We start from the raw sequence: 26,188 nt of genomic DNA on the forward strand, positions 1-26,188 counted from the left end.
CGGACGTCGAGGACGCCCGGGACGCGGCGTGTCAGCGCCCGAGGTGCTCGGCCAGCGCGTCCGCGACGACGACGGGCACGTAGGGCGTCACGTCGCCCCCGAGCGTCGCGACCTGGCGGATGAGGGAGCTCGAGACGTGCGCCCGCGACGCCTCGGGCAGCAGGAAGACCGTCTCGACGTCGGCCAGGTGCCGGTTCATGATGGCCATCGGGGTCTCGTACGCGACGTCCTCGCCCGAGCGCACACCCTTCACGAGCACACCCGCACCCACCTGTCGGCAGTAGTCGACGAGCAGGCCGGAGGTCCACTCCCCGACCCGGACGCTGTCCGGCGCCCCGGTCTCGACGAGGGACTGCTCGATCAACCGCACCCGGTCGGCGGCGGCGAACATCGCGGGCTGCTTGTCCGGGTTGTGGACGACGAGCACGTGCACCTCGTCGAACAGCCGAGCAGCACGCCCGATGACGTCGAGGTGCCCGAGGGTCACGGGGTCGAAGGATCCGGGGACGACGGCGATCTGGGCCATGTCCGTCACGCTACCGGCCGCCGGCGTCAGTTCTTCCCGAGGAACGCGGCGTCGGACTCGTCGAGCCGCCGTGCCAGGGCTTCGCGCAGGGCGGGGTGGTCCCGCAGCTCGGGGTCGGGCTCGAGCACGCGTTCGGCCTCGCCGCGTGCGTCGACGATGAGGTCGGCGTGCTCGACGACGCGGAGCAGGTTCAGCGACGACCGGCCGCCGGACTGCCGCTCGCCGAGCACGTCGCCCTCGCGCCGGAGCTCCAGGTCGACGCGGGCGAGCTCGAAGCCGTCGTCGGACGCCGCCACCGCGTCGACGCGCTCGCGTGCGGTCGTCTCGGCCTCGGCCGTCGTCACGAGCAGGCACACCCCGGCGTACTGCCCACGACCGATGCGACCGCGCAGCTGGTGGAGCTGGGAGACCCCGAAGCGGTCGGCGTCGAGCACCGCCATCATCGACGCGTTCGGCACGTCCACGCCGACCTCGATCACGGTCGTCGCGACGAGCACGTCGACGTCGCCGGCCGCGAAGGACGTCATGACGCGGTCCTTCTCGTCCGCGGTCATCCGCCCGTGCAGGACCTCGATCCTTCGGTCCTGCAGGACCGGCATGGCGCGCATCCGCTCGGCCGTCGCGAGCACCGTCGCCGGGGCGTGCTTCGGCGTGTCACCCTCGACGGGCTCGGGGCCGCCGTCGTCCTCGGCGTGGGCGTCGTCGATCGCCGGGCAGACCACGAACGCCTGGCGCCCGTCGGCGAGCTCCTCGGCCATCCGGGTCCAGATGCGCCCTTCCCACCCGGGGTGCTCGGCCAGCCCGACGGCGAAGGTCTCGACCCCGGCACGGCCCGACGGCAGCCCGGTGATGGTGGACACGTCGAGGTCGCCGAACACCGTCATCGCGACCGTGCGCGGGATCGGCGTCGCGGTGAGGACGAGCACGTGGGGTGGGGTCGCGCCCTTCGTCCGCAGGGCCTCGCGCTGCTCGACGCCGAACCGGTGCTGCTCGTCGACCACGACCAGGCCGAGCTCCGCGAAGTCGACCCGGTCGCCCAGCAGCGCGTGCGTGCCGACGACGAGCCGTGAGCTGCCGGATGCCGCCGCGAGCAGTGCCCGGCGCCGTTCGTCGGTCGACTGCGAGCCCGTCAGGATGACCGGCCGGAGCTCGGCCGCCAGGTCGGGCCCGAGGAACTTCACGATCGACCGGAGGTGCTGCGCCGCGAGCACCTCGGTCGGGGCGATGAGGGCCGACTGCCCACCGGACTCGGCGACCGTCAGCATCGCCCGGATCGCGACCAGGGTCTTGCCGGAGCCCACCTCGCCCTGCACCAGCCGGTGCATCGGCCAGTCCCCCGCCAGGTCGTGCGCGATCTCGGCCCCCACCGCCTGCTGGTCGTCGGTCAGGGTGAACGGCAGCGAGGCGTCGAAACGCTCGAGGGTCCCGCCGGGCGCCGCCCGACGCGGGGTGGCAGCGGTCGCCCGGGCAGCGATGCGCCGCTGCACGAGGGCGGTCTGCAGCACGAACGCCTCGCGGTAGCGCAGCGCGTCCTGCGCGCGCTTGACGTCGGCGACCTTCTCCGGACGGTGCAGGAGCTCCAGTGCTCGGCGGAACGGCACCAGGCCGAGTCGCGTTCGCGCGGATGCCGGGATCGGGTCGGGCACGTCGGGCAGGGTGTCGAGGACGACGGCGATCGCCTTCGCGATCTGCCACGAGGTCAGCGACGCCGTCGCCGGGTAGATCGGGATGGGCTGCCGTGACCAGCGGATCGCCTCTTCGTCCTCGGGGTCCGCCGTCGCGCGGGGGTCGTCGCGGTCGAACAGCTCGTAGTCCGGGTGGGCGAGCTGCCGCGCACCCCGGTAGTCGCCGACCTTGCCGGCGAAGATCCCACGGGCACCGGGCACGAGGTCCTTCGTGCGCCACCCCTGGTTGAAGAAGGTGAGCGTGAGCAGACCCTTGCCGTCACCGATCTTCGCTTCGAGGATCGAGCCGCGTCGAGCGCGCATGGTCCGTTCGCGCACGTCGATGACCTCGGCCACGATCGTGACCGACTCGCCGATCGCGAGCGAGTCGAGCGCGGTCAGGGCGCCGCGCTCCGCGTACCGCCGGGGTGCGTGCTCGAGGAACTCACCGACGGTGCGGTACCCGAAGGCCTTCTCGATCGCCTTCGCCGTCCGTCCGCCGAGGACCCCGCCCAGCCGGGCGTCGAGGGGCGCGGGGCCGAGGTCGGGCCGCACCGGCGGCGCCTCGGTGTCGGGGGTGTCGGAGGTGACCACGCGACCACGGTACCGGGCCGGTCCGACGCACCGCGCGCCTCCCGTCCGGCCTGTGGAGACCGTGCACGCCGCTACGGTGGCTGCATGACCCGCATCATCGCCGGCGCCGCCGGTTCCACGACGCTCCGGGTGCCGAAGTCCGGCACCCGGCCGACGAGCGACCGCGTGCGCGAGGCCCTGTTCTCGTCGCTCGGCGCGCGCGGGCTCGTGGAGGGCACCTCGGTCGCGGACCTCTACGCCGGGACGGGCGCGCTCGGGCTCGAGGCGGCGTCCCGCGGGGCGGCGGAGGTCGTGCTCGTCGACCGCGCGTCCGCTGCCGCGCAGGCGTGCCGGGCGAACGCGAAGGCCGTGCAGCAGCGGGTGCCGGGGGTGCGGATCGACGTGCAGCCCCAGCCGGCGCTCGGCTACCTGCGGAGCACGGTGCGGACCTTCGACCTCGTCTTCGTCGACCCGCCGTACGAGGTCGCCGAGCAGGAGATCGCGGACGTGCTCGAAGCACTCGTGCCGCGCCTGACGGCGGGCGCGGTGGTCGTCGTCGAGCGGAGCAAGCGGTCGCCGGAGCCGACGTGGCCGGCCGGGTTGGAGCCCTTCAGCAAGCGCAGCTACGGCGAGACCGTGGCGTGGGAGGCCGTCACCCCGGCCTGACGCGGGGCGTGCGGACGCGGGCGGTCGGACGCGGGCGTCCGGGAGGCCCGGCGCGGCTCCGACGGTCAGCCCGCGGCGCCGTCCCAGTCGGCGTACGGGTCCCACCCGGTCGTCGGGACCGGCTCGCCTCCGCGCACCAGGTCCGCGCCGCCGCGGGCGACGACCGCGCCGATGCGCCGGAAGCCGCCCGGCAGCGTCACGCCGGGCGGGAAGGTGGCGAGCAGGCCGTGGTCCTCGCCGCCGTGCAGTGCGAGGTCGTCGGCGCCCGCGACACCGTCGGCATCGAGGTCGAGCGTCACCCAGCTGGCCCGGGCGAGCCGCCCGGCGTCGATCGCCAGCCCGTCGGACAGGTCGAGCATCGCGGTCGCCCCGGCCGTGGCCGCGAGCGGACCGTCGGCGATCGGCGGGACCGGGCGTCGCTGCCGGTCCACGTCGGGGTCGGTGTCCGCGCCGCTCGCGACGGTCGCCGACCGCGAGGGCTCTCCGTGCGCGTCGACGCCGTCGCGGAACAGCCGTGCGAGGCCACGAGCGGCGCGGCCGAGCTCCCCCGAGACCGCGAGGACGTCGCCGGGACGTGCACTCGAGCGGAGCACCGGCGCTCGCCCACCGAGGTCGCCGAACGCCGTCACCGAGACCGTGAACACGGCCGAGGTCGACAGGTCCCCGCCGACCACGCCGCAGCCCGGGCAGAGCTCGTCCACGGCAGCCCGCACCCCGTCCGCGAAGGACTCGAGCACCGCGACGGGGGTCTCCTGCGGCGCGGCCAGGGCGATCACGAGTCCGCTCGGCGTCGCGCCCATCGCTGCGACGTCGGACAGGTTCGTCGCTGCCGCCTTCCACCCGACGTCCGCCGGCGACGACCACGCCCACCGGAAGTCGGGCCCGTGCACCATCATGTCCGTCGTGACGACGAACCGGCCGTCCGGGGCCGCGACGACGGCGCAGTCGTCACCGGGACCGACGTCCGGTGCACCCGCCGGCAGTCGACGGACGATCCGGTCCAGCACGGCGAGCTCCCCCAGCTGTCCCACGGTCGGTCCGGTCCAGGCGTCGTCCATCTCGTCCACGTCCGCAACGGTAGCCTGGACGTCGATGGACACCGTGCGCCGACCCCTCCGCTGGACCGCGATCGCGGGTGTCGCCGTGGCACTCGCCGCCGGGCTGACCGGGTGCACGAACGCCGTGTCGATGGCACCCGCTCCGTCCGCCGACACCGCCGCGTGCGCAGCCGTGCAGGTCCGCCTCCCCACGACCGTCGGGAACGACCTGCCGTTGCGGAACACGAACGCGCAGTCGACGGCCGCGTGGGGCGACCCGGCCGCAGCGCTCTACCACTGCGGCGTCGCGGTGCCGACGGTGTCCGACCTGCCGTGCTTCAGCAAGGGCGGGGTCGACTGGATCCGCGACGACCGCGGCGAGCAGGTCGTCTACACGACGTTCGGTCGCTCCCCCGCGGTGCAGGTCGTCATCGACTCGACGAAGACCACGAACCAGGTGGTGCAGGACCTGTCGGACGTCGTGTCGACGCTGCCGGAGGACGGACACCGCTGCCTCGACCCCTCGGACGTCCAGGGCTGACGACGCGTGCGGCGCGCACGGCCTGCCGCACGCGACGCCGGACGTCAGCGGACGGCGCCCCGTCCCAGCTCGATGAGCTCGGCGACGAGTTCGCCGTAGGACATCCCGGACGCCGCCCAGCAGCGCGGGTACATCGACAGCGGGGTGAACCCCGGCATGGTGTTGACCTCGTTCACGACGAAGCCGTCGTCGGTCAGGAAGCAGTCCACGCGCGCGAGACCCGCACCGCCGATCGCCTCGAACGCCCGTGCACCGATCGACCGGATCGCGTCGGTCTCGTCGGCGGTCAGGGGCGCGGGGCAGAGGAGCGCCTCGTCGCCGCCCAGGTACTTCGACGCGAAGTCGTAGAAACCGTCCTCCGCCACGACGATCTCGCCCGGCAGGCTCGTGCGCGGGACACCGTCGCGGCCCTCGAGCACCGCGACCTCGACCTCGCGCCCGACGACGCGCGGTTCGACGATCACCTTCGCGTCGTGCTCGAACGCCAGGTCCATCGCGGCCGCGAGCTGCGACGGCTCGTCGACCCGGGACACGCCCATGCTCGACCCGGCGCGGGCGGGCTTCACGAAGAGCGGCCACCCGTGCACCGCGACGGCCTCGGCGACGCCGTCGGGGTCGGCCGACCACTGCCGGCGGAGCACGGTCGTCCAGGGCGCGACCCGCAGCCCGGCGTGCTCGAGCACGGCCTTCGCGGTGTGCTTGTCCATCGCCAGGGCGCTCGCGAGGACGCCGTCGCCGACGTACGGCAGCCCGGCGACCTCGAGGAGCCCCTGGACCGTGCCGTCCTCGCCGAACGGACCGTGCAGGATCGGGAACGCCACGTCGACCGCGATCGTCGTGACCGAGCCGTCCGGGTGCGACACGACCAGCTCGTTCGTGGCCGGCGACGTGGGGAACGCCACACGGGTGCCGTTGTCCGGCACGACGGGGAGCGCGCCGTCCCGGAGCGCCCACTGTGCCGGGTCGTCGGACTGCAGGGTGAAGGCGCCCTCCTTCGTGATGCCGATCGGCACGACCGCGTAGACCGAGCGATCGACGACGTCCATGATCCCGCCGGCGGTCACGCAGCTGATCTCGTGCTCGCTGGACCGGCCGCCGAACAGCACGGCGACGGTCGTGGGAGCGGGAGCGATCGTGGGCATGGCAGTCCCCTTGGTGGTCGGGACCGGACCGGTCACTCGCCCTGCGGCTCGTCGGTCTCGGTGAGGTGCGGCGCGATGTTGCGCGGGTCGAGCCTACCGGCGAGGACCTCGGCCACCTGGCCGACGATGGGCATGTCGACGCCGTTCGCCGCCGCCAGTTCGAGGATCGGGGCGACCGATGCCAGGCCCTCCGCGGTCTGGTTCATCTGGCGCACGACCTCGTCGAAGCGGTACCCCTGACCGAGCAGGCGGCCGGCCGTGTTGTTCCGCGAGAGCGGGGACTGGCAGGTCGCGATCAGGTCGCCGAGGCCGGCGAGCCCGGACAGCGTCGACGGCTGCGCACCGAGCGACACCGCGAAGTCGGTCATCTCGGCGAGCCCGCGGGTGATGATCGACGCCTTGGTGTTCTCGCCGTAGCCGACGCCGTCGACGATGCCGATCGCTACCGCGATGAGGTTCTTCAGCACGCCGCCGAACTCCGTGCCGATGACGTCGGTGTTCGTGAACGAGCGGAAGTACGGGTTCGTGGCGACCGCGGCCACCGCGGTCGCGGTCTCGAGCGACGTCGACGACACGACCGCGGCGGTCGGCTGCCGGCGGGCGATCTCGAGCGCCAGGTTCGGTCCGCTCGCGACCGCGATCCGGTCGCGGTCGATGCCGAGGCCCTCGTGCAGGACCTCGCTCATGCGCAGGCCCGTGGCCTTCTCGACGCCCTTCATCAGGCTGACGACGGGGACGCCCTCGGGCAGCAGCGGCGCGATCGCGGACAGGTTCGAGCGGAGCGTCTGCGACGGCACCGACACGTACACCTGCTCGGCGCCGTCGAGCACCGCGGACAGCGACGTCGACGCGGTCAGCGTGCGCGGCAGGTTGATGCCCGGCAGGTAGTCGGAGTTCCGCTTCGTCTCGGTGATCTCCCGTGCGACCTCGGGCCGACGTGCCCAGACGACGGTGTCGGCACCGCCCTCGGCCAGCACCTTCGCGAAGGTGGTCCCCCAGCTGCCCGCACCGATGACGGCGACGCGCGGCTTGTCGGTGGACTGCATGACCACGCGGATGGCTGCGGTGTCGACGGCGCCTGGGGCTGCCACGGCGGGGTCCGGGTGGTCGTCGTGCGGGCGCAGGCCCGAGCGGTCGTCAGTCAAACTTCCCGGTCTCCTTCTGGTCGTTGGCGGCCGGGTCCCACCGGGTCGCCGGTGCCTGCTCGCCACGGAGCTCCTCGAGCAGCTCGGTGATCCGGCGCATGAGCAGGTCGGTCGCCGCCAGCAGGGTCTTCTGGTCGAGCGGCTTCCCGCGGTACGCCGACAGGTCGACCGGGTCGCCGACGATCACGTCGACGCGCGACGGCGGGAACAGCCGGAGCTTCTTCGCGTACCGGCCCATGATCCGCTGCGTGCCCCAGTGGGCCATCGGGATGAGCGGGACGTCGTTCTCGAGCGCGATCCGCACCGCGCCGGTCTTGCCGCGCATGGGCCACAGGTCGGGGTCACGGGTGAGCGTGCCCTCGGGGTAGACGATGATCGCTCCACCCTGCTCGATGACGGACCTGCCGCCGCCGAGCGGGTCGTTCAGGCGCGTGCGGCCGGAACGCTCGACCGGGATCTGCCCCATGCCGGCCATGAGCTTGCCGACGACCGGCACCCGGAAGATCGACGCCTTCGCGAGGAACCGCGGCGCACGGCGGGACAGCCAGACGGCGGTGCCGACCACGAGCGGATCGATGTTCGTGAAGTGGTTCGGGGCGAGCACGAAGGCGCCGCCCTCCGGCAGGCGCTTCGGGCCGTGCCAGTGGTAGCGGGCGGTGAACCGGAAGACCGGGATCACCACGGACGCCGTGATGCGGAAGGCGGTGTTCAGCTCGCCGCGCCGCCACCGGCGCCCCGGGTTCGGGAGGCCCGTGGTGACGTCCGAGGCGGACGTACGCCGTGCCTCCAGGCCGTCACCCGCGCCGCTCGCCGTGCCGTCGCCGCCCGTCGTGCCGTCCACGCGCCTAGCCCGCGAAGTCGAAGTCGGCGCCGAGCTTGCGCAGCTTCGGGATGAAGTGCTCGTACCCGCGGCTGATGATGCCGACGTTCGTGATGTGCGACTCGCCCTCGGCCGTCAGGGCGGCGATGAGGTGGCTGAAGCCGCCGCGCAGGTCGGGGACGCGGACGTTCGCGGCGTGCAGCGTCGTCGGGCCGGTGATGACCGCGGCCTGCTCGAACGGGCGGCGGGCGACACGGCGGTCGTGCCCGGGCAGCCCCTCCTTGTGCACGACGATGTCGGCACCCATCTCGTTCAGGGCGTCGGTGAAGCCGAAGCGGTTCTCGTACACGGTCTCGTGCACGATGCTCGTGCCCTCGGCCTGGGTCAGCGCGACGACGAGCGGCTGCTGCCAGTCCGTCATGAAGCCGGGGTGGACGTCGGTCTCGACGACGACCGGGCGCAGGGTCTCGCGCTCGCGGTAGAAGCGGATGCCGTCCTCCTGGATGTCGAACCCGCCACCCACCTTGCGGAAGACGTTGAGGAACGTCATGAGGTCCTGCTGGTCGGCACCCTCGACGAAGATGTCGCCGTTGGTGGCGAGCGCGGCGGAGGCCCAGCTCGCGGCCTCGTTGCGGTCGTTGATCGCGCGGTGCGTGTACCCGCGGAGCGACTCGACGCCCTCGATGAAGATCGTGCGGCTCGGCTCGACCGTGACGATCGCGCCCATCTTCTGCAGGATCGCGATGAGGTCCATGATCTCGGGCTCGATCGCCGCGTTGCGGAGCTCGGTGACGCCCTCGGCCAGGACCGACGAGAGCAGGACCTGCTCGGTCGCCCCGACGCTCGGGTACGGCAGTTCGATCTTCGCACCCTTGAGACCGTCCGGGGCGGTGAGGTGGATGCCGTTGAGCTGCTTGTCGACCACGGCACCCATCGCGCGCAGGGCGTCGAGGTGGAAGTCGATCGGACGGTCGCCGATGCGGCAGCCGCCGAGGTCGGGGATGAAGGCCTCGCCGAGCTTGTGCAGCAGCGGACCGCAGAACAGGATCGGGATGCGGCTCGAGCCGGCGTGGGCGTCGATCTCGGCGAAGTGCGCCGACTCGACGTTCGCCGGGTCGAGGATGAGCTCGCCTCGTGCAGGGTCCGTGATCCGCACACCGTGCACCTCGAGCAGGCCGCGGACGACCTTCACGTCGGAGATGTCCGGCACGTCCTTGAGGATCGACGGGGTGTCGCCGAGCAGCGAGGCGACCATCGCCTTGGTCGCGAGGTTCTTCGCGCCGCGGACCTCGATGCGCCCCACGAGCGGCTTGCCGCCCCGGATGACGATCTCGTCCGACTTGAGGCCGACGCGGGCCCCTGCTGCTGCTGCGTCCTGTACGAGGGAGTTCACTACTTCACCGGCAATGTCTTCGGCCGCCATCGGGAGCGGCGGGATTCGAACTCCGTGATCGAGGACTCGTCACGGAGGGTGAGCCCGATGTCGTCGAGCCCTTCCATCAACCGCCAACGAGTGTAGGCGTCGATCTCGAAGGGCACGTCCACCGCGCCGAGCGACACGCGCTGCGCGACCAGGTCGACGGTCGCCTCGATGCCCGGGTTCGCCGCGATCTCGGCCCAGAGTGCCTCGACTTCCGGTTCGGTCACGATCGCGGTGACCAGGCCCTGCTTGCCCGCGTTGCCCTTGAAGATGTCCGCGAAACGACTCGACACCACCACGCGGAAGCCGAAGTCGCGGAGCGCCCAGACCGCGTGCTCGCGGCTCGACCCGGTCCCGAAGTCCGGGCCGGCGACCAGCACCTGCGCCCCCTGGTAGACGGGCTGGTTGAGCACGAAGTCGGGGTCCTGGCGCCACCCGGCGAACAGGGCGTCCTCGAAGCCGGTCTTCGTGACGCGCTTGAGGTAGACCGCGGGGATGATCTGGTCGGTGTCGACGTTCGAGCGCTGCAGCGGCGCGGCGATCCCGGTGACGGTGGTGATCTTGTCCATCAGTTGGCTCCTTCAGCGGTCGCTGCCGTCGCGGCGGTGTCGTCGGTGACCGTCGCGATCGCGTCGTCGGTCTCCAGGTCCCACGGGCTCGACAGCGTGCCCCGGACCGCGGTGGCGGCGGCGACGAGCGGCGAGACCAGGTGCGTGCGGCCGCCCTTGCCCTGCCGCCCCTCGAAGTTGCGGTTCGAGGTGCTCGCGCACCGCTCCCCCGGTGCGAGCTGGTCGGGGTTCATGCCGAGGCACATCGAGCAGCCGGCGAACCGCCACTCCGCGCCGAAGTCGGTGAACACCTTGTCCAGCCCCTCGGCCTCGGCCTCGAGCCGGACCCGGGCGGACCCCGGCACGACCATGACCCGCACGCCGTCCGCCTTCTTCCGTCCCCGGATGACCGACGCGAAGGCCCGGAGGTCCTCGATGCGCGAGTTCGTGCAGGACCCCATGAAGACCGCGTCGACCGCGATGTCCTTCATCGGTGTGCCGGCCTCGAGGTCCATGTACTCGAGCGCACGCTGCGCGGCGGCCTGGTCGTTCGGGTCGCTGTAGCCCGCGGGGTCCGGGACCGTCTCGGACAGCGACACGCCCTGGCCGGGGTTCGTGCCCCACGTGACGAAGGGCTCGAGCTCGTCCGCGTCGATGAAGACCTCGGCGTCGAAGACGGCGTCGTCGTCGGTCGCCAGCGTGTCCCAGTACGCGACGGCGTCGTCCCAGTCCTGACCGGTCGGTGCGTGATCGCGGCCCTGCACGTAGTCGTAGGTGGTCTGGTCGGGGGCGACCATGCCGGCGCGGGCACCGGCCTCGATCGACATGTTGCAGATCGTCATGCGCCCCTCCATCGAGAGCGAGCGGATCGCCGAGCCGCGGTACTCCAGCACGTAGCCCTGCCCGCCGCCGGTGCCGATCTTCGCGATCACGGCGAGGATGATGTCCTTCGCCGTGACGCCGGGGCGCAGGGTGCCCTCGACCGTGATCGCCATCGTCCTGAACGGCTTCAGCGGCAGGGTCTGGGTGGCGAGGACGTGCTCGACCTCGCTCGTGCCGATGCCGAACGCCATCGCGCCGAACGCACCGTGGGTCGACGTGTGCGAATCGCCGCACACGACGGTGATGCCGGGCATCGTCAGGCCGAGCTGCGGGCCGACCACGTGGACGATGCCCTGCTCCTTGTCGCCGAGCGAGTGCAGACGGACGCCGAACTCCTCGCAGTTGCGACGCAGGGTCTCGATCTGCGTGCGGCTCGTCGGGTCGGCGATGGGCCGGTCGATCGCGAGGGTCGGGGTGTTGTGGTCCTCGGTCGCGATGGTCAGGTCGAGGCGACGCACCGGGCGGCCGGCCTGGCGGAGGCCGTCGAAGGCCTGCGGGCTCGTGACCTCGTGCACGAGGTGGAGGTCGATGTAGAGGAGGTCCGGGCTCCCGTCCTCGCCCTTGACCACGACGTGGTCGTCCCACACCTTCTCGGCGAGCGTCTTTCCCATCGGCCCGGCCCTTCCTCATCGACGTTGCGGTACCGCTCTCGCGGCTCGGTCCGGCGAGTCTAGCAGGTTGGTATACCAACGCGGGCCGGGACGGACGGGAGGCGCGGTGCGGCGCCGCCACGCGCCTCCCGTCCGGCCGTGGTGCGGTCCGGACGAGGCGACCCGCGTCGGCGACACCCGTCGCGGTGGGAAGATGGTGACGACATGACGACGCCTGCGCACTCGACCCGGACCACCAACCTCGAGGGCGCAGCCCGCGCCGCGATCGCGGGCGGCGCACCGCTCGCGCTGCTCATCGCCCTGGGGATGCCGGGCTACGCGGCGTTCGCGATGTTCGCCGGCTTCACGGCGATCTTCGGCGCGACCGAGCCGTACCGCCAGCGTGCCGTCACGACCGGCGTCGCCGGTGCGCTCCAGGCGGCGTGCATGCTCGCGGGCATCGGCGTCGCGTTGCTCGGGCACCCGCTGTGGCTGCAGGCGGTCGGGCTCGTGGTGGTGCTCGTCGTCGCCGTGTGCACGCTCACGGCGCTGCAGACGATCCCCGCGCAGCCGATCTTCCCGGTCTTCGCGTTCGTCGTCTCCTCGCTCGTCCCGCTGCGGCCCGCCGACCTGCCGACGGTCCTGCTGATCGTCGTCGGCTCGGTCGCGTGGGCGTGGCTCGTGGCGATGTCGGGCGCGGTGCTCCGTCGACTCCTGCACCCGCGGGCGCCGCACCGCTTCCGGCCGCTGGCGGCACGCAAGCACCGCACGCTCGACGTCCTGCGCGCGCCGGCGCTGCGGGAGACCGTCGCCCTCAACGTCGTCGGGTCCGTCGTGGCAGGAGCGGTCGCCGTCGCGATCCCCGGGCTCGGACACCCGTACTGGGCGGTGATCGCTGTGGTGTCGACGCTCCCCGCGCTCCGGCAGCGGCACACGCTGCGTCGCGCCTGGCAGCGGGTGGTCGGCACCGTCGGGGGCACGGTCGTGGCCGTGGGGATCCTGCTGCTCGAGCCGAGCGTCTGGTGGATCGTCGTGATCGCCGTCGTCGGGCAGTTCTTCGCGGAGATCTTCGTCGCGCGGCACTACGCCGTGACCCTGCTGTTCCTCACGCCGCTCGCGCTCGCCGTGTCGTGGCTGAGCTTGCCCGAGGCGCCGGAGCTCCTCGCGCTCGACCGCATCGCGCAGACGCTGCTCGGTGCGCTCGTGAGCGTCGCGCTCCTGGTGGTCGGGCGGTTCGTCGAGCGTCGACGAGGCCGGCCGCTCGGCGCGACGAGCGCGATCCGCACCGTCTGACGGGGCGCAGCGCCGACGCGGCGCGGCGCCGACGCGGCGCGGCGCCGACGCGGCGCGGCGCCGACGCGGCGCGCCGGTGCCGCGCAGCGCGCCCTGTCGCGCGCACAGCCGCGAGCACGTCGCGCCGCGGGAACACGTGGCGCGACGTGCCCCGGGTCGTGCGGGAGCAGGACGCACCAGCGAGCGCGCGCCGGACGGGAGGCGCGTGGTCAGCCCGCACCGCGCCTCCCGACCGCAACCGGGTCGCCTGTCACGCGCACAGCCGCCAGCACGTCGCGCCGCGGGAACACGTGGCGCGACGTGCCCCGGGTCGTGCGGGAGCAGGACGCGCCAGCGAGCGCGCGTCAGTCGCGCGGGGCGACGTTCCAGGAGTCGATGACGGGGCGGCCGTGCTCGTAGCCGAGCGAGCTCACGGTGGCGGTGCCGAGCTTGAGCACGGCTCCGTCCTGCGGCGCGAGGCGGATCCAGGCGGCACCGAGCGCGCGGAGCACGTGTCCGTGCGCGACCACGATCGCGTCGTCGCCCTCGGCGAGCACCGGACGGACGCGGTCCAGGACCCGCTCGACGCGGACCCGGACCTCGGCGGCGTTCTCACCCGGGGTGTCGCCGGCAGGGACCCCGTCGGTCCAGAGGTCCCACGGGCCGTGCCGCTTGACCTTGATCTGCGGGGTGGTCAGGCCCTCGTACGCGCCGTAGTCCCACTCGTACAGGTCCTCGTCGAGCTCGGGGTCGACGCCGACGAGCGCAGCGGTGTCCCGCGCGCGCTGCAGCGGGCTCGAGAGCGCGAGCGCGAAGGTGCGGTCGGCGAGGTACCGGCCGGCGCGCCTCGCCTGCTCGATGCCCTCGTCGGTGAGCGGGATGTCGGTGCGGCCGGTGTGCTGACCGCTCTTCGACCACTCCGTCTCTCCGTGGCGGACGAGGACGAGTTCGCCGGGGCGTTCCGAGGTCATGTGTTCCTTCCGATGAGCAGGCCGAGCGCGGCTGCGCCGACCGAGACGACGAGCATCCCGAGGCCGTTCAGGACGGCGGTCCGGGTCTTGCCGGATCGGAGGAGCTGCACGGTCTCGACGCTCGCCGTCGAGAACGTCGTGTACCCGCCCATCATGCCCGTCCCGAGCACGGCGACCACCGAGGGGCCGAGGGCGCCGGTCTCCCCGAGCCCGGTGACGAGCCCGAGCACGAGCGATCCCGTCACGTTGATGACGAGCGTGCCGAGCGGGAAGCGTCCGAGCGCGGTGCCGTCCACCCGGGCCTTGACGGTGCCGTCGAGCCAGCAGCGCAGCGCCGCGCCGACCCCGCCGCCGAGGGAGACCAGCAGGAGTCCGAGCAGGGTCACCGGGCGCCCCCGCTCCGAGCGCCCCGGGAGCGCCGAGCGCCGGCGACCCACGCTCCCGCTGCCGCGGCGGCCAGCCCGAGCACCACCGACAGCAGCGCGTACCCGGTGCCGGCGCCCCACCGCCCGACGTCGAGCAGCCGGGCGGTGTCGTCGGCGAGGGTCGAGTAGGTCGTGAAACCACCGAGGACGCCCGTGCCGACGAACAGGCGGAGCGCCCGACGTCGGCCGAGGTCCGGACCCGCGTGCGCGAGTGCCTCCAGGAGCACCCCGAGGCAGAACGCTCCGACGACGTTGATGCCGAGGATCGTCCAGCTGATGCCGTCCACCGCGGGGAACGCTGCGGCGAGCGCAGCCCGCACCCCGGTGCCGATCGCACCGCCGAGCGCGACGAGTCCGAGGTACCGCCAGCGACGGTGCGGGGGCCGGTCGGTCGTGCGGGTGTCCACGGACGTCAGTCCACCAGGGCGGCCACGCCCTCGACCTCGACGAGCTGGTCGTCGTAGCCGAGGACGGTCACCCCCGTCAGCGTGCTGGGCACGTCGTGGTCCCCCATCGCGGCCCGGACGACCTCCCACGCGGCGACGAGGTCGGCCTGGTCGGACGACGCCACGAGCACGCGGGTGTGCAGGAGGTCGCCGAGTCCGGCGCCGGCCGCGGCGAGCGCCGTCTCGAGGTTGGCCACGCACCGAGCGGCCTGGGCACGGTGGTCCCCCACGGCGACGGTGCGACCCTGCTCGTCGAGCGGGCAGGCCCCGGCGAGGAACACCAGTCGGGCACCGGCAGGCGCGGTGGCGGCGTACGCGTACTCCGCCACGGAGCTGAGTCGGTCGGAGCGGATGAGCTGCACGGCGCTGGTCACCCTGCCAGCCTGCCACGACCGGACCCGCGGGAGCGTGCCCGCCGCCCGCGGGGCCGGCCCGGAGCCGCCCGTGTGAGCGGACCCTCAGCGTGCGACGGGGTTCGCCGTGCGACCCGCCCGGATGAGCGAGTCGGTCTGCGCCGACAGGTCGACCATCTGCAGGGTGTTCCGCAGCTGCAGCCGGTTCAGGCACGAGTGCTCGAAGTCCGGCACGCGGAGGTCGATCGGCCGCGCCCGTCCCGCCGCGGCGTCGTCCACGCAGGAGCCGACGAGCCGCCAGAAGACGCGGCCCGGCAGGACGCCGTCCTCGTCGAGGATCGCCGCGAGGTACCGGAGCACCCCGTCGAACACGTCGGTGAAGACGCCGAGCGCCGCCTCGTCGTCGTCCACGGGGTGCACGATCCGCTCGATCCCGGCGGGCACCGGGACGTCCCCGACGACCACGACCTCCTCCCCGATGTCCTTCATGAACACGCGGGACACCGCACCGTCGCGCAGCACGAGCACGAGGTTCTCGCCGTGCGGCATGAACAGCAGCTGGTGCTCGGTCAGGCAGTGCACGACGGGGCGGAGGTACGCGTGAAGGTACCGCTCGACCCACGACGCGGCGTCGAGCGCCGACTCCGCGACGAGCGCAGCAGCCACCGACCGACCCCTCGCGTCCCGGTGGAGCAGCGCCGCCATGGTGATCGGCCGCTCCCCCGGCTGCAGGCGCGGCACCGGGCTCTCCCGCCAGAGCGCCGCGAGCATCTTCCGCTGCGGTGCACCCTGCTGCGCGGACACGGCCCCGATCCGGTGCCAGACGTCCCCGGTGTACCCGATCGCCGCGTGCTCGCGCAGCACCCCGAAGCCGGCGTCGGCCAGGACCGGATCGGACCCCACGAGGTCGGCCACCCAGTCGTTCACCGCGGGCGCGGTCCGCATGTACGCCGGTGACATCCCCCGCAGGAAGCCCATGTTCTGCACGGCGAGCGCCGTCTTGACGTAGGACCGCTCCGGCCGGGAACGGTTGAACGCGGTGCGGATCGACTGCTGCGGCTGGTGGTCGTCCGGTCCCTCGCCGAGATCGACGAGGTCCTGCCGCCCGAGGTCCGGGGCGAACGTCACCGCGATCCGGTGCTGCCACTGCCAGGGGTGCACCGGGAACCACGTGTACTCCGCGGGGTCGAGCCCGCGTCGGTCGAGCACCTCGTGGAAGCGCGCGACCGTCGACGCGTCGAGCTCGGCGTCCCAGTGCTGGTGCTCGGACCGGTCCGCGGCGAGCGCCAGGTGCGTGTGCTCACGACGGGCTGCGAGCCACCGGTACCGGAAGCGCCCGCCGGACTCGGGGGCGAACGCGCGGTACTCGTCGAGCCCGAACCCGATCCGCCCGTTCGCGGCGACGAACGCCGGGTGCCCCTCGGTCATCGCGGCCTCGGCGTCCTGGAACCCCGCGACCACGTCGCCGTCCGACCGGCCGCGGGCGAGCTGCGCGGCGGAGGGGCCGCCGCGCCGGTGCTTCGCCGCGGCGCTGGCGAGCGTCGAGGCGATCTCCTCCAGGTACGTCCCGAGGAGGGCGTCGGGGATCCCGAGCTGCTCGTGCAGCGCGAGCACGAGGTCCTGTGCATCGAGCGGTGCCGGGACGCCCGCGCGGCTGCGGGTGAGCGAGGCCTCGTCGACGACCCAGTGCTCGAGCGTGTGCACCCGCGCGCGGAAGCGGTAGGTCGAGTCCCCGGCGTCGAGCACCCAGCCCGCACCGTCGGGCCGTGGGGCGACCAACCGTTCGTGCGTGAACTCCGCGATCGCCTTGGCGACGAGGTGCCGCTCGGCCGGCTCGAGGTGCTCCGGCCGCAGGTGCGCGGCGGGTCCGTCGTCGTCGGGCGTGCCGATCCGGCCGGTGTCCAGGACCGACAGCAGCGCGCGCTTGCCGTCGACGTCGACCTCGCGCAGGACACGGAACCCGACCTCGGCGTTCTTCCGCTGCACCGCCGTGTTGCGCACGTCCGGCTCGACGACGACCCGCTGCGCGCCGAGGGCGTCGCGGCAGTGCTCGACCACCGCTCGCATCACGGCACGTGTCAGCCCGTGGACACGCCCCTCGTCGGGCGGCGGAGCGACGAGCAGGTGCATGCCGACGTCGCCCGGTTCCGCGTCCCACACGTCGGTGAGCAGCACGACCGCCGGGTCGTAGGTCTCCGCGTACGCGACGGGCTCGCCCTCCCACCGGAGCACCCACCCCGCCTGCGCCGGGTCCTCCTGCACCGAACGGAGGTACGTGCGGACCGCGTCGGTGTCGTGGTCGGTCATCGCCCACCACGACGACGCCGGCGCGGCGAGCCACGCCTGCACGACGGCGGCGTCGCGGTCCGGGACCACCGGGTGGACGGACGGGAGGCCCGTGGTCGCGTCCGCCCGTGCGGCGACGGTCTCCGGGGCGCTCACGACGCGGCCCCGGCGGTCGCGGTCCGGCGGGCTGCCGCGGCTGCGGCCCTCGCCGGGGCGTCGGCGACGGGACCGGCCGCAGCGGCCGCTCCGGTGTCGGCAGCAGCGTCCGGAGCCGGCCGTCCACCGGGCAGGCCGAACTCCTGGAAGGCGATCCGCTCCTCCAGGCCGTACACGGACCGCCCCGTGACGGAGCGGATGATCGAGGCGTTCCGCCACGCCCCCATCCCGAGGTCGGGGGCGGTCAGACCGTGCGTGTGCTCCTCGGCGTTCTGCACCCAGATCCGTCCGCCGAGGGTGTCGACGTGCAGGTCGCGTGCGACGGCGAACCGACCGCGGTCGTCGCGGCGGACGAGGTGCTCGACCGGGGCGAGGAAGTCCGGGTCCCGCGGTCGGTACCCGGTCGCGAGGACGAGCCGGGCGACCTCGTGCACCGCCTCGGTGCCGAGCTGCCCGTGTCGGAGGGTCAGTCGGAAGCGGTCCCGCTCGGGCAGCCACGCAGCCGCGACGACGCTGGTGTCGGTCCGGAGCGTCGTCGGGACCGGCCCGCGGGCGCTGATCCGGTAGAGCGTGTCGTAGACCTCGTCCACCAGGTCGGCACTGATGCCCTTGTACAGCCCCCGCTGCTCGCGACCGAGCCGGTCTCGCACCTCGCCGGGCAGGGCGTGGAAGTGGTCGGTGTACTCCGGGCTCGTCATCTCGAGCGTGAGCTTGGTGTCCTCCATCGGGAAGAACCGGGGCGATCGGGTGATCCAGTCGAGGCGGTAGCCGCCGTCGCGGATGCCCTCGAGCAGGTCGCGGTAGACCTCGGCCGCGGACTGCCCGCTCCCGACCACGGCGATCGAGTCGGCGCTCCGGAGCGCGTCACGCGCCGGCAGGTACCCCGCGGAGTGCACGACCGGTCCGTCGAGGTCGCGGAGCGCCTCGGGCACAGCGGGTTCCGTGCCGATCCCGAGCACGACGTGCCGGGCGACGTACCGCTCGGACCCGCTCGGGGTCTCGGCGAGCACGGTGAACAGGTCGGTGTCCTCGTCGTGCTCGACGGCGACGACCCGACGGCCCCAGCGCAGCGTGTCGAGCCGTTCGGCGGCCCAGCGGCAGTAGGCGTCGTACTCCACGCGCAGGGGGTGGAAGTCCTCGCGGATGAAGAAGGGGTAGAGCCGCCCGGTCTCCTTGAGCCAGGCGAGGAACGAGAACGGCGACGTCGGGTCCGCCATGGTCACGAGGTCGGCCAGGAACGGGACCTGGATGGTGGCGTCGTCGAGCATCATGCCGTGGTGCCAGGCGAAGCCGTCGGCCTGGTCGAGGAACACGGCGTCGAGGTCGTCGATCGGGTCGGTCAGGCAGGCGAGCCCGAGGTTGAACGGGCCGATCCCGATCCCGACCAGGTCGAGGACGCGGCCGGCACCGTCGCCGGTGTCGCTGGTCCTGGTGGCGCTGGTGCTGGTGGTGCTGGTGCTGGTGGTGCTGGTGCTGGTGGTCACCGGGTCGCTCCCGTCGTCGTGCCGGCCGTGCTGGGGACGCCGCTGGCGTGCAGGCGCGCCGCGGTGTCGACCACGTGGTCGAGCGCCGCGACGACCTGCGTCGTGCTCGTGGTGGGGTTGAGCAGGGTGAGCTTGCTGCACGGACGGCCGTCGATCACGGTCTTCGCGACGAGCACCCGACCCTCGGCGAGCAGGGCCGCGCGCAGCGGCGCGACGAGTGCGTCGGCCTCGGCGTCCGACACCCCGTCCGGCTGCCAGCGGAAGAGCACCGTGCTCAGCTGCGTCGGCGCGACGAGCACCAGGTCCGGGTGTGCCGCGACGTGCTCGTGCACCCGCTCCGTGACGTCGAGCACCGCGTCGAAGGCCCGTCCGATCGCCTCGGCGCCGCTCGCCCGGAGGGTCGCCCAGAGCTTGAGCGCGTCGAACCGCCGGGTGGTCTGCAGGGACTTGTCGACCTGGTTCGGCTCGTCGGCGTCCTCGGGGTTGAGGTAGTCCGCGTGCCACGAGGCCCGGCGGAGGTCCTCCGGGTCCCGCACGAGCAGCGCGCTCGACGACACCGGCTGGAAGAACGACTTGTGGAAGTCCGCGGTGACGCTCCGCGCTCGTCCGATGCCGGCGAGCAGGTGTCGGCGGGTCGGGGACACGAGCAGACCACAGCCGTACGCGGCGTCGACGTGCAACCAGACGTCCTCGAGGTCGCAGACGTCGGCGATCGCCTCGAGCGGGTCGATGCAGCCGCGGTCGGTCGTGCCCGCGGTCGCGACGACGGCCGCGGGCGTCCGGCCCTCGCGCCGGGCGTCGGCGATCGCGTGGGCGAGGGCGTCCGGTCGCATCCGGCCCGCTGCGTCGACGGTGACGTCGACCACGGCACGTTCCGGCAGGCCGAGCAGCATCGCGGACTTCCGGACGCTGAAGTGGCTCGACGCGGTGGCGAACACGACGAGGTCGTCGAGTGCCGGCGAGCGGTGCGCACGGTCTCCCGCGCGGAGCGGTGCGGTCGCGGCCTGGCGCGCCAGGAGCAGGGCGTGCAGGTTCGACTGCGTCCCACCCGAGGTGAAGACCCCGTCCCCCGTCGGGAAGCCGATCGCGTCCGTGACCCACCGGACCGTCCGACGTTCGATCTCGGTGCCGATCCGCGACTGGTCCCAGGTGTCGACCGACGGGTTGACCGCCGCGAGGACCGCCTCGGCAGCGACCGCGGGCACCGCCACCGGACAGTTGAGGTGCGCGAGGTACCCGGGGTCGTGGAACCAGACGGCCTCCGCGGTGAAGAGGTCGTCGACCTCGGCGACGGCAGCCTCCGCCGACCCGAGCGGTCGGTCGAGGTCGACCGCCGCGATCCGCTGTCGGAGGACGGCGGCGGGCGTGTCGGTGGTCGGCGCGGTGACGGCCGCGAGTCGGTCGGCGGTCCGGTCGACCGCGCCCCGGACGACCCTGCGGTACCGGTCGGAGCGGTCGGACGTGAGGAGTTCGAGCAATGGCGTGGAGCTGTTCACGTTAGGTAAGGCTAACCTCACTCCTCCGCGAAACGGAAGCCACACCCGGGGGAAGACCGGTCGTTCTGTCGCGCTCGGCCCGCCCCGGCCTGCCCCGGTACGCTCGCCGGGTGACCAGCCCTCCGTCCGCCGCCGACGCCGACGCGGACGCGACGGTCGACGCAGTCGCGACGGTCGACGCCGTCGCGACCGTCGCCGTCATCGGCGCGGGGCAGGCCGGGCTGTCGGTCGCGCACCACCTGCGCCGACGCGGGTTCCGCGCCGTGTCCGGCGCCGGGGACCGCGGCGGGCCGGCCGGCAGGACCGTCGTCGTGCTCGACGCGAACCAGCGGCCAGGAGGCGCGTGGCAGCACCGGTGGGCGTCGCTGCGGATGGCCACGGTGAACGGCATCCACGACCTGCCCGGCACGCCGCTCCCACCCGTCGACCCTGCGGAGGAGGCCCGCACCGCGGTCCCCCGCTACTTCGCCGACCACGAGGCGCGCGAGGCCCTCCCGGTGCTGCGGCCCGTCCGCGTGCGGTCGGTGACCCCGGTCGACGACCGCCCCGACGGGGCACTCCGTCTCGACACGGACCACGGCTCGTGGCTGGTGCGCGCCGTGGTGAACGCCACCGGCACGTGGGACGCCCCGGTGGTCCCGGACGTGCCGGGTGCCGCGTCCTTCCTCGGCGAGCAGCTGCACAGTCGCGACTTCGTCGACGCCGAGCACTTCCGCGGCAGGCGCGTGGCCGTCGTCGGCGGCGGGATCTCCGCGGTGCAGCTGCTCGGGGAGATCAGCCTCGTCACCTCGACCGTCTGGTACACCCGGCGCGAACCGGTGTTCCTGCCGGGCGGCTTCGTCCACGAGGTCGACGGCGTCGACGTGGAACGACGCGTGGCCGCCGACGTCCGGGCCGGTCGACCGCCGGCGAGCATCGTGTCGTACACCGGACTGATCTGGACCGGCGCGCTGCGTGACGCCGCTCGGCGCGGTGTGCTCGAGCGGCGGCCGATGTTCACGCGGGTCCGACCGCACGGCGTCGTGGAGGCCGACGGCACCGACACCTCGGTGGACGTCCTGCTCTGGGCGACCGGGTACCGCGCGGACCTCGACCACCTGGCACCGATGCACCTGCGCGGCCCGCTCGGCGGCGTCCCGGTCGCCGGTACGCAGGTGACCGACGAGCCGCGCGTGCACCTCGTCGGGTACGGCCCGTCGCAGTCGACCGTCGGGGCGAACCGCGCGGGTCGGGCCGCCGCCCGCGACCTAGACCGCTGGCTCGACACCCACGAGGGCACCCGCGGGGACGGTCGACCGCCGAGTGCTGACGTCGAGCGCTGACCGCCGGACCCCCGACCCGGTCAGCGTCTCGCCGAGCGGTGCCGCCGAGCAGCCTCAGGCCACCGGGACCGGTGGGAGCTCGCGGTCGGTCTCGGCGACGCGGGTGGCCTTCGCGGCGAGGCCCTGCAGCGGCCCCTCGAGCAGCACCCTGTCGGCGACGTGGCGGAGCGCGAGCCCGAGCCGGGTCCGGGGGTAGGCGAACCGGACGATCCCGCGCGGGATGCCCTGCACGTCGTCCACGAGCGGTCGCATCCAGTCGTCGAACGCCGCGAGCGCACGGTCGAGGTCCGCACGGTCCGAGGAGCGACCCGTGACCGATGCGGCGAGCACGTACCCGCTGGTGAGGGCGAGCGACGCGCCTCCTCCGCCCATGGGCGTGACGCACCACGCCGCGTCGCCGACGAGGGCCACGCGGCCCCGTCGCCAGACGGGCATCCGCACCTGGGTGAGCCGGTCGACGTAGACGTCGTCCGACGTGGCGAAGCCGTCGAGCACACGGCGCGACTGCCACCCGGCGTCGGCGAACCGTTCCTCGAGCCCCGCCTGCACCCCCGTGCGCTCGGCGCCGGTCACCCCGTCGTCGTCGCCGGCCCAGGCCAGGATCGCGCGGGTCGTGTCGTACGGGTCGGGGCGCAGGTGCACCTGGCGTCCACCGACGGCGTTGTACCAGCGCCACCGTCGGTCGTCGGAGTCCGTCCGAGGGATCGTCCCGAACGCCATCGTGACGCCCAGGTCCCGCTCGGCGACGTCGCCCGGGTGGTCGAACACCAGCGCCCGGGTGGTCGACCGGACACCCTCGGCGACCACGAGCAGGTCCGCCCGGAGCGTCCGACCGGAGGTCGTCGTGACGGCGACGTGTCCGGGCGCGGTGTCGTCGACGTCGGTGATCCGCTCACCGAAGACGAAGGGCACCTCGTCGGGCAGCGCGTCGCGGACCGTGCGGGCCAGGTCGCCCCGGAGCACCTCGAGCTCGGCGGTCGCGCCGTCCGGCCCCTCGGGCAGGGTCGCGGTCACCCGTCCCTCGGTGTCGACCAGGACGGTCCCGGTCTCGGTGGTGTTCGCGGCACGGACCGCATCCGTCAGCCCCATCGGCTCGAGCACCTGCTTCGCGACGCCGCGGACGTCGACGTTCTGCCCGCCGTCACGGAAGGCCGGAGCCCGTTCGACGACGGTGACGTCCCAACCGGTGTGCCGGAGCCACCAGGCGGCGGACAGACCTGCGATGCTCGCTCCCGAGATCACTGCGTGTGGTGCGGACATGTCCTGCTCCTCGTGTGCTGCGCGGTCGGCTGGGACCGACCGCTCGTGCTTTACAGTGAAGCGACTTGACTGTGGAGGAACCTGGATGCCCGACATCGACCCGCTCACGACGGACTGGCAGGACGACGAGGTCGCCGTCATGCACCACCTCCGGGACTGGGCCGTGGCGTTCGAGGAGCTCGACCGGCACCTCGGCGTGTGGATGGGGATGTCGACGACGGATGCGAACGCCCTCGGTCAGGTGCTGTGGGCCGAGCAGGCGGGCGAGCCGCTCTCCCCCGCGCAGCTCGCCCGGCAGATCGGCATGACGTCGGGTGCGACCTCGGTGCTCGTCGACCGGCTCGAGACGGCAGGTCACGTGACCCGCCACCGCGAGAGCACGGACCGCCGGCGGGTGACCCTGCGCGCGACCGCCGCGGCGCGGGCTGCGAACGAGGCGTTCCTCGCGCTCGCCGGGCGCGAGATCGCGGGCGCCCTCCGCGAGAGCGACCCCACCGAGCTCCGGGCCGCACTGCGGTTCCTCGCGCGGATGACGACGGCGGCGACCGCGGCGAACACGCGCCTCGCGGCGCGTCGGAGCGGTGGTTCGACCACCGCGACCGCCCACTGATCGACGGGCGGCGCCTCGCCGGGAGCAACGGGCTCCGCATCCCCGAGAGCACCGCCTCGCCGCGAACGACGAGAACCCCTCCGGGCCGGAGCTCGGAGGGGTTCTCGGGTGTGGTGACCCCAGCGGGATTCGAACCCGCGTTACCGCCGTGAGAGGGCGACGTACTAGGCCGCTATACGATGGGGCCGCACGCCCCGCTCGAGAGCGGGACACACTCGTTGTCGGACTCGGAGGCTAGCCACCTGTGGTGACCCCAGCGGGATTCGAACCCGCGTTACCGCCGTGAGAGGGCGACGTACTAGGCCGCTATACGATGGGGCCGTTCCGACAACCCGATAAGTATGGCACAACGCGCGCACGCTGCCAAAACGGGGCGTGTCGCCCGGGTGTGCCGCGCCTCCGGGCGGATCCGCAGTGTCTCAGATCGTGAGCGACTCGCCGGGCCGGAGCACGACGAGTTCCCCGTCCCCGAGCGCCTCGCGCTGCCGGTCGGTGTGCATGGCGAAGCCGATCTCGGACAGCGTCGCCTCGTGCACCGGGTAGGCGCGCCGCGGACCGACCGCGGCGATCCAGTCCATCATCTCCTCGACCTTGAGCCACGGTGCGCCGACCGGAGCAGCGAGGACCTCGACGGGGACGCCGGGCACCGTGTACGCGTCCCCGGGGTGGAAGAGACGACCGTCCACCAGCACCCCGGTGTTGTCGACGAGGGGCACCGAGGAGTGGATGCGCTGGTGCCGGGCGCCGTGCAGGTCGAGCGTGAAGGGGCCGACCTCGCGGTGGTCACCGTCGCCGACCACCTCGACCGTGATGCCCGCGTCGGCGAGCGCCGCGGCCACGCCCGACGGCCCGAGGACCACCGCGTCCGGGTTCCGGTCGAGGATCCCGTGCAGCTGCTCGGGGGTGCCGTGGTCCGGGTGCTCGTGCGTCACGACGACGGCCACGACCCCGGTCACGTCGACCGGGCGGGTGAACCCGCCGGGGTCCAGGACGAGCCGTGCCCCGTCCTTCGTGACGACCTGGCACGCGTGCTCGAGCTTGGTGACCTCCATGCGGGCGACCCTACGCGCGTGGCTGCGGGGTTCCGCACGGGTCCCGCCACGGTCCTGGCACGCCGTTGTCGGAGGTCGATGCGTGCCCGTAGCGTCCGGGACATGGCCACCACCACCGCCGTCGCCCTGCCCGGACCCCGGCGCGTCGTGCACGTCGACCTCGATGCCGCGCTGCCGGAGCTCGTCGCCGACGGGACCGGTACGGAGGCCCTCGTCGTCGGACGCCGCGACGGGTACCCCGTCTGCACGGCCGGGCTGACGCTCACGGCCGACCCGTCCGACGCCGCGCGGGTGCTGCGGGCGCTCGCCGCATCGTCGTCCGTGACCACCCCGACCGCGCCGGCCCCCGTGCACGACGACGACCTGCCGTCGGTCTCCGTCGTCGTGTCCACTGTGGTCGACCGCGTCGAGGGCCTCGGTCGGTTGCTCGACGCCCTCGAACGCCACGACCACCCGGAGCACGAGGTCATCGTGGTCGACAACCGTGTCCGGGTCCCGGAGGACGACCCGCTGCCGGCCCTGCTCGCGGGACGCCGTGTCCGACTCGTCGAGGAACGGCGCCCCGGGCTGTCCGCCGGGCGGAACGCGGGGATCGCTGCGGCACGGGGCGAGGTCGTGGCGTTCACCGACGACGACGTGCAGGTCGACCCGCGCTGGCTCCGTGCCCTCGGCGAGCGCTTCGTCCGTGAGCCGGAGCTCGACGCCGTCGTCGGTGTGGTCCTGCCGACCGAGCTCGCGACGCCCGCGCAGGTCTGGTACGAGGCGTACTACGGCGGCTTCAGCGGCGAGCGCTCCTTCGAGCCGGTGACCATCGTCCCCGAGGACGTGCCCGGCGCGATGCGCTTCGCCCGCGTGGCCGCGGTGCGACCGGACGGCTCGGTCCGGCGACGGTTCCGGGTGTACGGCATCGGTGCGTACGGCGCCGGCGCGAACATGGCGTTCCGCCGGACACTGCTCGAGTCGGTCGGTGGGTTCGACCCGACCCTCGGCGCCGGGTCCCCCGCACGCGGCGGCGAGGACCTGGCGATGTTCGTCGAGACCCTCTGGCGCGGCGGACGCATCGGCTTCGAACCCCGCGCCGTCGTGCACCACCGGCACCGCCGGACCGTCGCGGAGCTGCACGCGCAGCTGCACGGCAACGGCGTCGGGTTCGCCGCCCTGCTCTGCGCACTCGTGGCCCGGGACCGACGACACGTCGCCGTCCTCGCTCGGCTCGTCCCCCTCGCGGCGACGGCGAAGGCCCGGGTCGCGGCCGCGGCCCTGTTCCGCGGCCGTGGCGCCGACCACCGACGGGCCGCGGACCCGACCCTCCCGGCTCCGGCGAGCACACCGGTGCCGCGGTCGCTGGCGTACCACGAGCTCCGGGGGTTCCCCGCGGGACCGTCCGCATGGCTCCGCAGTCGTCGACGCTGGCGCGCCGTCAGGGCGGGACGTCCCCTCGCCGGGTGACCCGGAGGCGCAGCGCCACGCGTGACCGTAGGATCGGTCACGTCCGACGACT

24 protein-coding genes and 2 tRNA genes are annotated in these 26,188 nt (G+C 73.5%); 6 read left to right on the forward strand and 20 right to left on the reverse strand.

The window, feature by feature from the left end; genetic code table 11:
- Positions 1 to 31 precede the first annotated feature (31 nt).
- Together coaD and Q9R28_RS04255 are read right to left on the reverse strand one after the other, a co-directional pair.
- Positions 32 to 526, reverse strand: coding sequence for a pantetheine-phosphate adenylyltransferase (coaD, locus tag Q9R28_RS04250; protein ID WP_066654861.1), 495 nt, complete (start codon positions 524 to 526; stop codon positions 32 to 34).
- 26 nt (positions 527 to 552) lie between these two features.
- Positions 553 to 2,745, reverse strand: coding sequence for an ATP-dependent DNA helicase RecG (locus Q9R28_RS04255; RefSeq protein WP_311205557.1), 2,193 nt, complete (start codon positions 2,743 to 2,745; stop codon positions 553 to 555).
- Positions 2,746 to 2,868: 123 nt separating this feature from the next.
- Here Q9R28_RS04255 and Q9R28_RS04260 point away from each other — a divergent pair, with 123 nt between their 5' ends.
- Positions 2,869 to 3,429: an RsmD family RNA methyltransferase gene (locus tag Q9R28_RS04260; protein ID WP_066654862.1), complete on the forward strand. Its 561-nt coding sequence runs from the start codon at positions 2,869 to 2,871 to the stop codon at positions 3,427 to 3,429.
- Positions 3,430 to 3,494: 65 nt separating this feature from the next.
- Here Q9R28_RS04260 and thiL read toward each other — a convergent pair whose 3' ends face one another.
- Positions 3,495 to 4,487, reverse strand: a complete 993-nt coding sequence (thiL, locus tag Q9R28_RS04265; protein ID WP_311205558.1) for a thiamine-phosphate kinase — start codon at positions 4,485 to 4,487, stop codon at positions 3,495 to 3,497.
- 34 nt (positions 4,488 to 4,521) lie between these two features.
- On the opposite strand from thiL, the gene Q9R28_RS04270 reads away from it, so the two are divergent.
- The gene (locus Q9R28_RS04270; RefSeq protein ID WP_251159674.1) at positions 4,522 to 5,007 is read left to right on the forward strand and encodes a DUF3515 family protein; all 486 of its coding nucleotides are present in this window, start codon (positions 4,522 to 4,524) and stop codon (positions 5,005 to 5,007) included.
- Between the two features lie 44 nt (positions 5,008 to 5,051).
- Here the strand turns inward: Q9R28_RS04270 and Q9R28_RS04275 are convergent, their stop codons facing one another.
- The 6 genes from Q9R28_RS04275 to leuC form a co-directional block, all read right to left on the reverse strand.
- Positions 5,052 to 6,149, reverse strand: coding sequence for a D-alanine--D-alanine ligase family protein (locus Q9R28_RS04275; RefSeq protein ID WP_311205532.1), 1,098 nt, complete (start codon positions 6,147 to 6,149; stop codon positions 5,052 to 5,054).
- Positions 6,150 to 6,181: 32 nt separating this feature from the next.
- Positions 6,182 to 7,195, reverse strand: coding sequence for an NAD(P)H-dependent glycerol-3-phosphate dehydrogenase (locus Q9R28_RS04280; RefSeq protein WP_066658371.1), 1,014 nt, complete (start codon positions 7,193 to 7,195; stop codon positions 6,182 to 6,184).
- 91 nt (positions 7,196 to 7,286) lie between these two features.
- The gene (locus tag Q9R28_RS04285) at positions 7,287 to 8,135 is read right to left on the reverse strand and encodes a 1-acyl-sn-glycerol-3-phosphate acyltransferase (protein ID WP_271826063.1); all 849 of its coding nucleotides are present in this window, start codon (positions 8,133 to 8,135) and stop codon (positions 7,287 to 7,289) included.
- 4 nt (positions 8,136 to 8,139) lie between these two features.
- Positions 8,140 to 9,507, reverse strand: a complete 1,368-nt coding sequence (murA, locus tag Q9R28_RS04290; protein WP_066654865.1) for a UDP-N-acetylglucosamine 1-carboxyvinyltransferase — start codon at positions 9,505 to 9,507, stop codon at positions 8,140 to 8,142.
- On the reverse strand, positions 9,507 to 10,103 hold the full coding sequence (gene leuD, locus Q9R28_RS04295; RefSeq protein WP_066654867.1) for a 3-isopropylmalate dehydratase small subunit: 597 nt from the start codon (positions 10,101 to 10,103) through the stop codon (positions 9,507 to 9,509). Before leuD ends, murA begins: the two co-directional genes overlap by 1 nt.
- Positions 10,103 to 11,575: a 3-isopropylmalate dehydratase large subunit gene (gene leuC, locus Q9R28_RS04300; RefSeq protein ID WP_251155123.1), complete on the reverse strand. Its 1,473-nt coding sequence runs from the start codon at positions 11,573 to 11,575 to the stop codon at positions 10,103 to 10,105. Before leuC ends, leuD begins: the two co-directional genes overlap by 1 nt.
- Before the next feature lie 204 nt (positions 11,576 to 11,779).
- Here leuC and Q9R28_RS04305 point away from each other — a divergent pair, with 204 nt between their 5' ends.
- Positions 11,780 to 12,847 (forward strand): FUSC family protein, encoded by a 1,068-nt coding sequence (locus tag Q9R28_RS04305; protein ID WP_311205533.1) that lies wholly within the window; start codon positions 11,780 to 11,782, stop codon positions 12,845 to 12,847.
- A gap of 344 nt (positions 12,848 to 13,191) precedes the next feature.
- Here Q9R28_RS04305 and Q9R28_RS04310 read toward each other — a convergent pair whose 3' ends face one another.
- From Q9R28_RS04310 to Q9R28_RS04340, 7 genes are all read right to left on the reverse strand, one after another.
- A complete protein-coding gene (locus Q9R28_RS04310; protein ID WP_311205534.1) occupies positions 13,192 to 13,797 on the reverse strand; it encodes a histidine phosphatase family protein in 606 nt (201 codons plus the stop codon).
- Entirely contained in the window at positions 13,794 to 14,183 is a 390-nt protein-coding gene (crcB, locus tag Q9R28_RS04315) for a fluoride efflux transporter CrcB (protein ID WP_209682187.1), read from the reverse strand. The genes Q9R28_RS04310 and crcB overlap by 4 nt, the downstream gene beginning before the upstream one ends.
- On the reverse strand, positions 14,180 to 14,629 hold the full coding sequence (locus Q9R28_RS04320) for a CrcB family protein (RefSeq protein WP_209682185.1): 450 nt from the start codon (positions 14,627 to 14,629) through the stop codon (positions 14,180 to 14,182). Before Q9R28_RS04320 ends, crcB begins: the two co-directional genes overlap by 4 nt.
- Positions 14,630 to 14,634: 5 nt before the next feature.
- Entirely contained in the window at positions 14,635 to 15,042 is a 408-nt protein-coding gene (locus tag Q9R28_RS04325) for a RidA family protein (RefSeq protein ID WP_311205535.1), read from the reverse strand.
- An 84-nt stretch (positions 15,043 to 15,126) separates the two neighbouring features.
- Positions 15,127 to 17,463, reverse strand: a complete 2,337-nt coding sequence (locus Q9R28_RS04330; protein WP_311205536.1) for a GNAT family N-acetyltransferase — start codon at positions 17,461 to 17,463, stop codon at positions 15,127 to 15,129.
- Positions 17,460 to 18,947, reverse strand: coding sequence for a lysine N(6)-hydroxylase/L-ornithine N(5)-oxygenase family protein (locus Q9R28_RS04335; protein WP_396137144.1), 1,488 nt, complete (start codon positions 18,945 to 18,947; stop codon positions 17,460 to 17,462). Before Q9R28_RS04335 ends, Q9R28_RS04330 begins: the two co-directional genes overlap by 4 nt.
- A complete protein-coding gene (locus tag Q9R28_RS04340) occupies positions 18,944 to 20,443 on the reverse strand; it encodes a pyridoxal-dependent decarboxylase (RefSeq protein WP_311205537.1) in 1,500 nt (499 codons plus the stop codon). The genes Q9R28_RS04335 and Q9R28_RS04340 overlap by 4 nt, the downstream gene beginning before the upstream one ends.
- Positions 20,444 to 20,643: 200 nt before the next feature.
- Here Q9R28_RS04340 and Q9R28_RS04345 point away from each other — a divergent pair, with 200 nt between their 5' ends.
- The gene (locus Q9R28_RS04345) at positions 20,644 to 21,765 is read left to right on the forward strand and encodes an NAD(P)-binding domain-containing protein (protein WP_396137150.1); all 1,122 of its coding nucleotides are present in this window, start codon (positions 20,644 to 20,646) and stop codon (positions 21,763 to 21,765) included.
- Between the two features lie 54 nt (positions 21,766 to 21,819).
- Here the strand turns inward: Q9R28_RS04345 and Q9R28_RS04350 are convergent, their stop codons facing one another.
- Positions 21,820 to 23,025 carry an FAD-dependent monooxygenase gene (locus tag Q9R28_RS04350; RefSeq protein ID WP_311205539.1) on the reverse strand — a complete coding sequence of 402 codons (1,206 nt, stop codon included), beginning with the start codon at positions 23,023 to 23,025 and terminating at the stop codon, positions 21,820 to 21,822.
- An 85-nt stretch (positions 23,026 to 23,110) separates the two neighbouring features.
- On the opposite strand from Q9R28_RS04350, the gene Q9R28_RS04355 reads away from it, so the two are divergent.
- On the forward strand, positions 23,111 to 23,635 hold the full coding sequence (locus tag Q9R28_RS04355; protein WP_209682175.1) for a MarR family winged helix-turn-helix transcriptional regulator: 525 nt from the start codon (positions 23,111 to 23,113) through the stop codon (positions 23,633 to 23,635).
- Between the two features lie 111 nt (positions 23,636 to 23,746).
- Here Q9R28_RS04355 and Q9R28_RS04360 read toward each other — a convergent pair.
- From Q9R28_RS04360 to Q9R28_RS04370, 3 genes are all read right to left on the reverse strand, one after another.
- Positions 23,747 to 23,822 (reverse strand) — tRNA-Glu (locus tag Q9R28_RS04360).
- A gap of 58 nt (positions 23,823 to 23,880) precedes the next feature.
- Positions 23,881 to 23,956 (reverse strand) — tRNA-Glu (locus tag Q9R28_RS04365).
- A 98-nt stretch (positions 23,957 to 24,054) separates the two neighbouring features.
- Positions 24,055 to 24,687, reverse strand: a complete 633-nt coding sequence (locus tag Q9R28_RS04370) for an MBL fold metallo-hydrolase (RefSeq protein WP_066654883.1) — start codon at positions 24,685 to 24,687, stop codon at positions 24,055 to 24,057.
- A 102-nt stretch (positions 24,688 to 24,789) separates the two neighbouring features.
- Here Q9R28_RS04370 and Q9R28_RS04375 point away from each other — a divergent pair, with 102 nt between their 5' ends.
- The gene (locus tag Q9R28_RS04375; RefSeq protein WP_311205540.1) at positions 24,790 to 26,136 is read left to right on the forward strand and encodes a glycosyltransferase; all 1,347 of its coding nucleotides are present in this window, start codon (positions 24,790 to 24,792) and stop codon (positions 26,134 to 26,136) included.
- Positions 26,137 to 26,188 lie beyond the last annotated feature (52 nt).

The sequence above is a fragment of the Curtobacterium sp. BRD11 genome, assembly GCF_031844345.1.
Lineage (GTDB): Bacteria > Actinomycetota > Actinomycetes > Actinomycetales > Microbacteriaceae > Curtobacterium.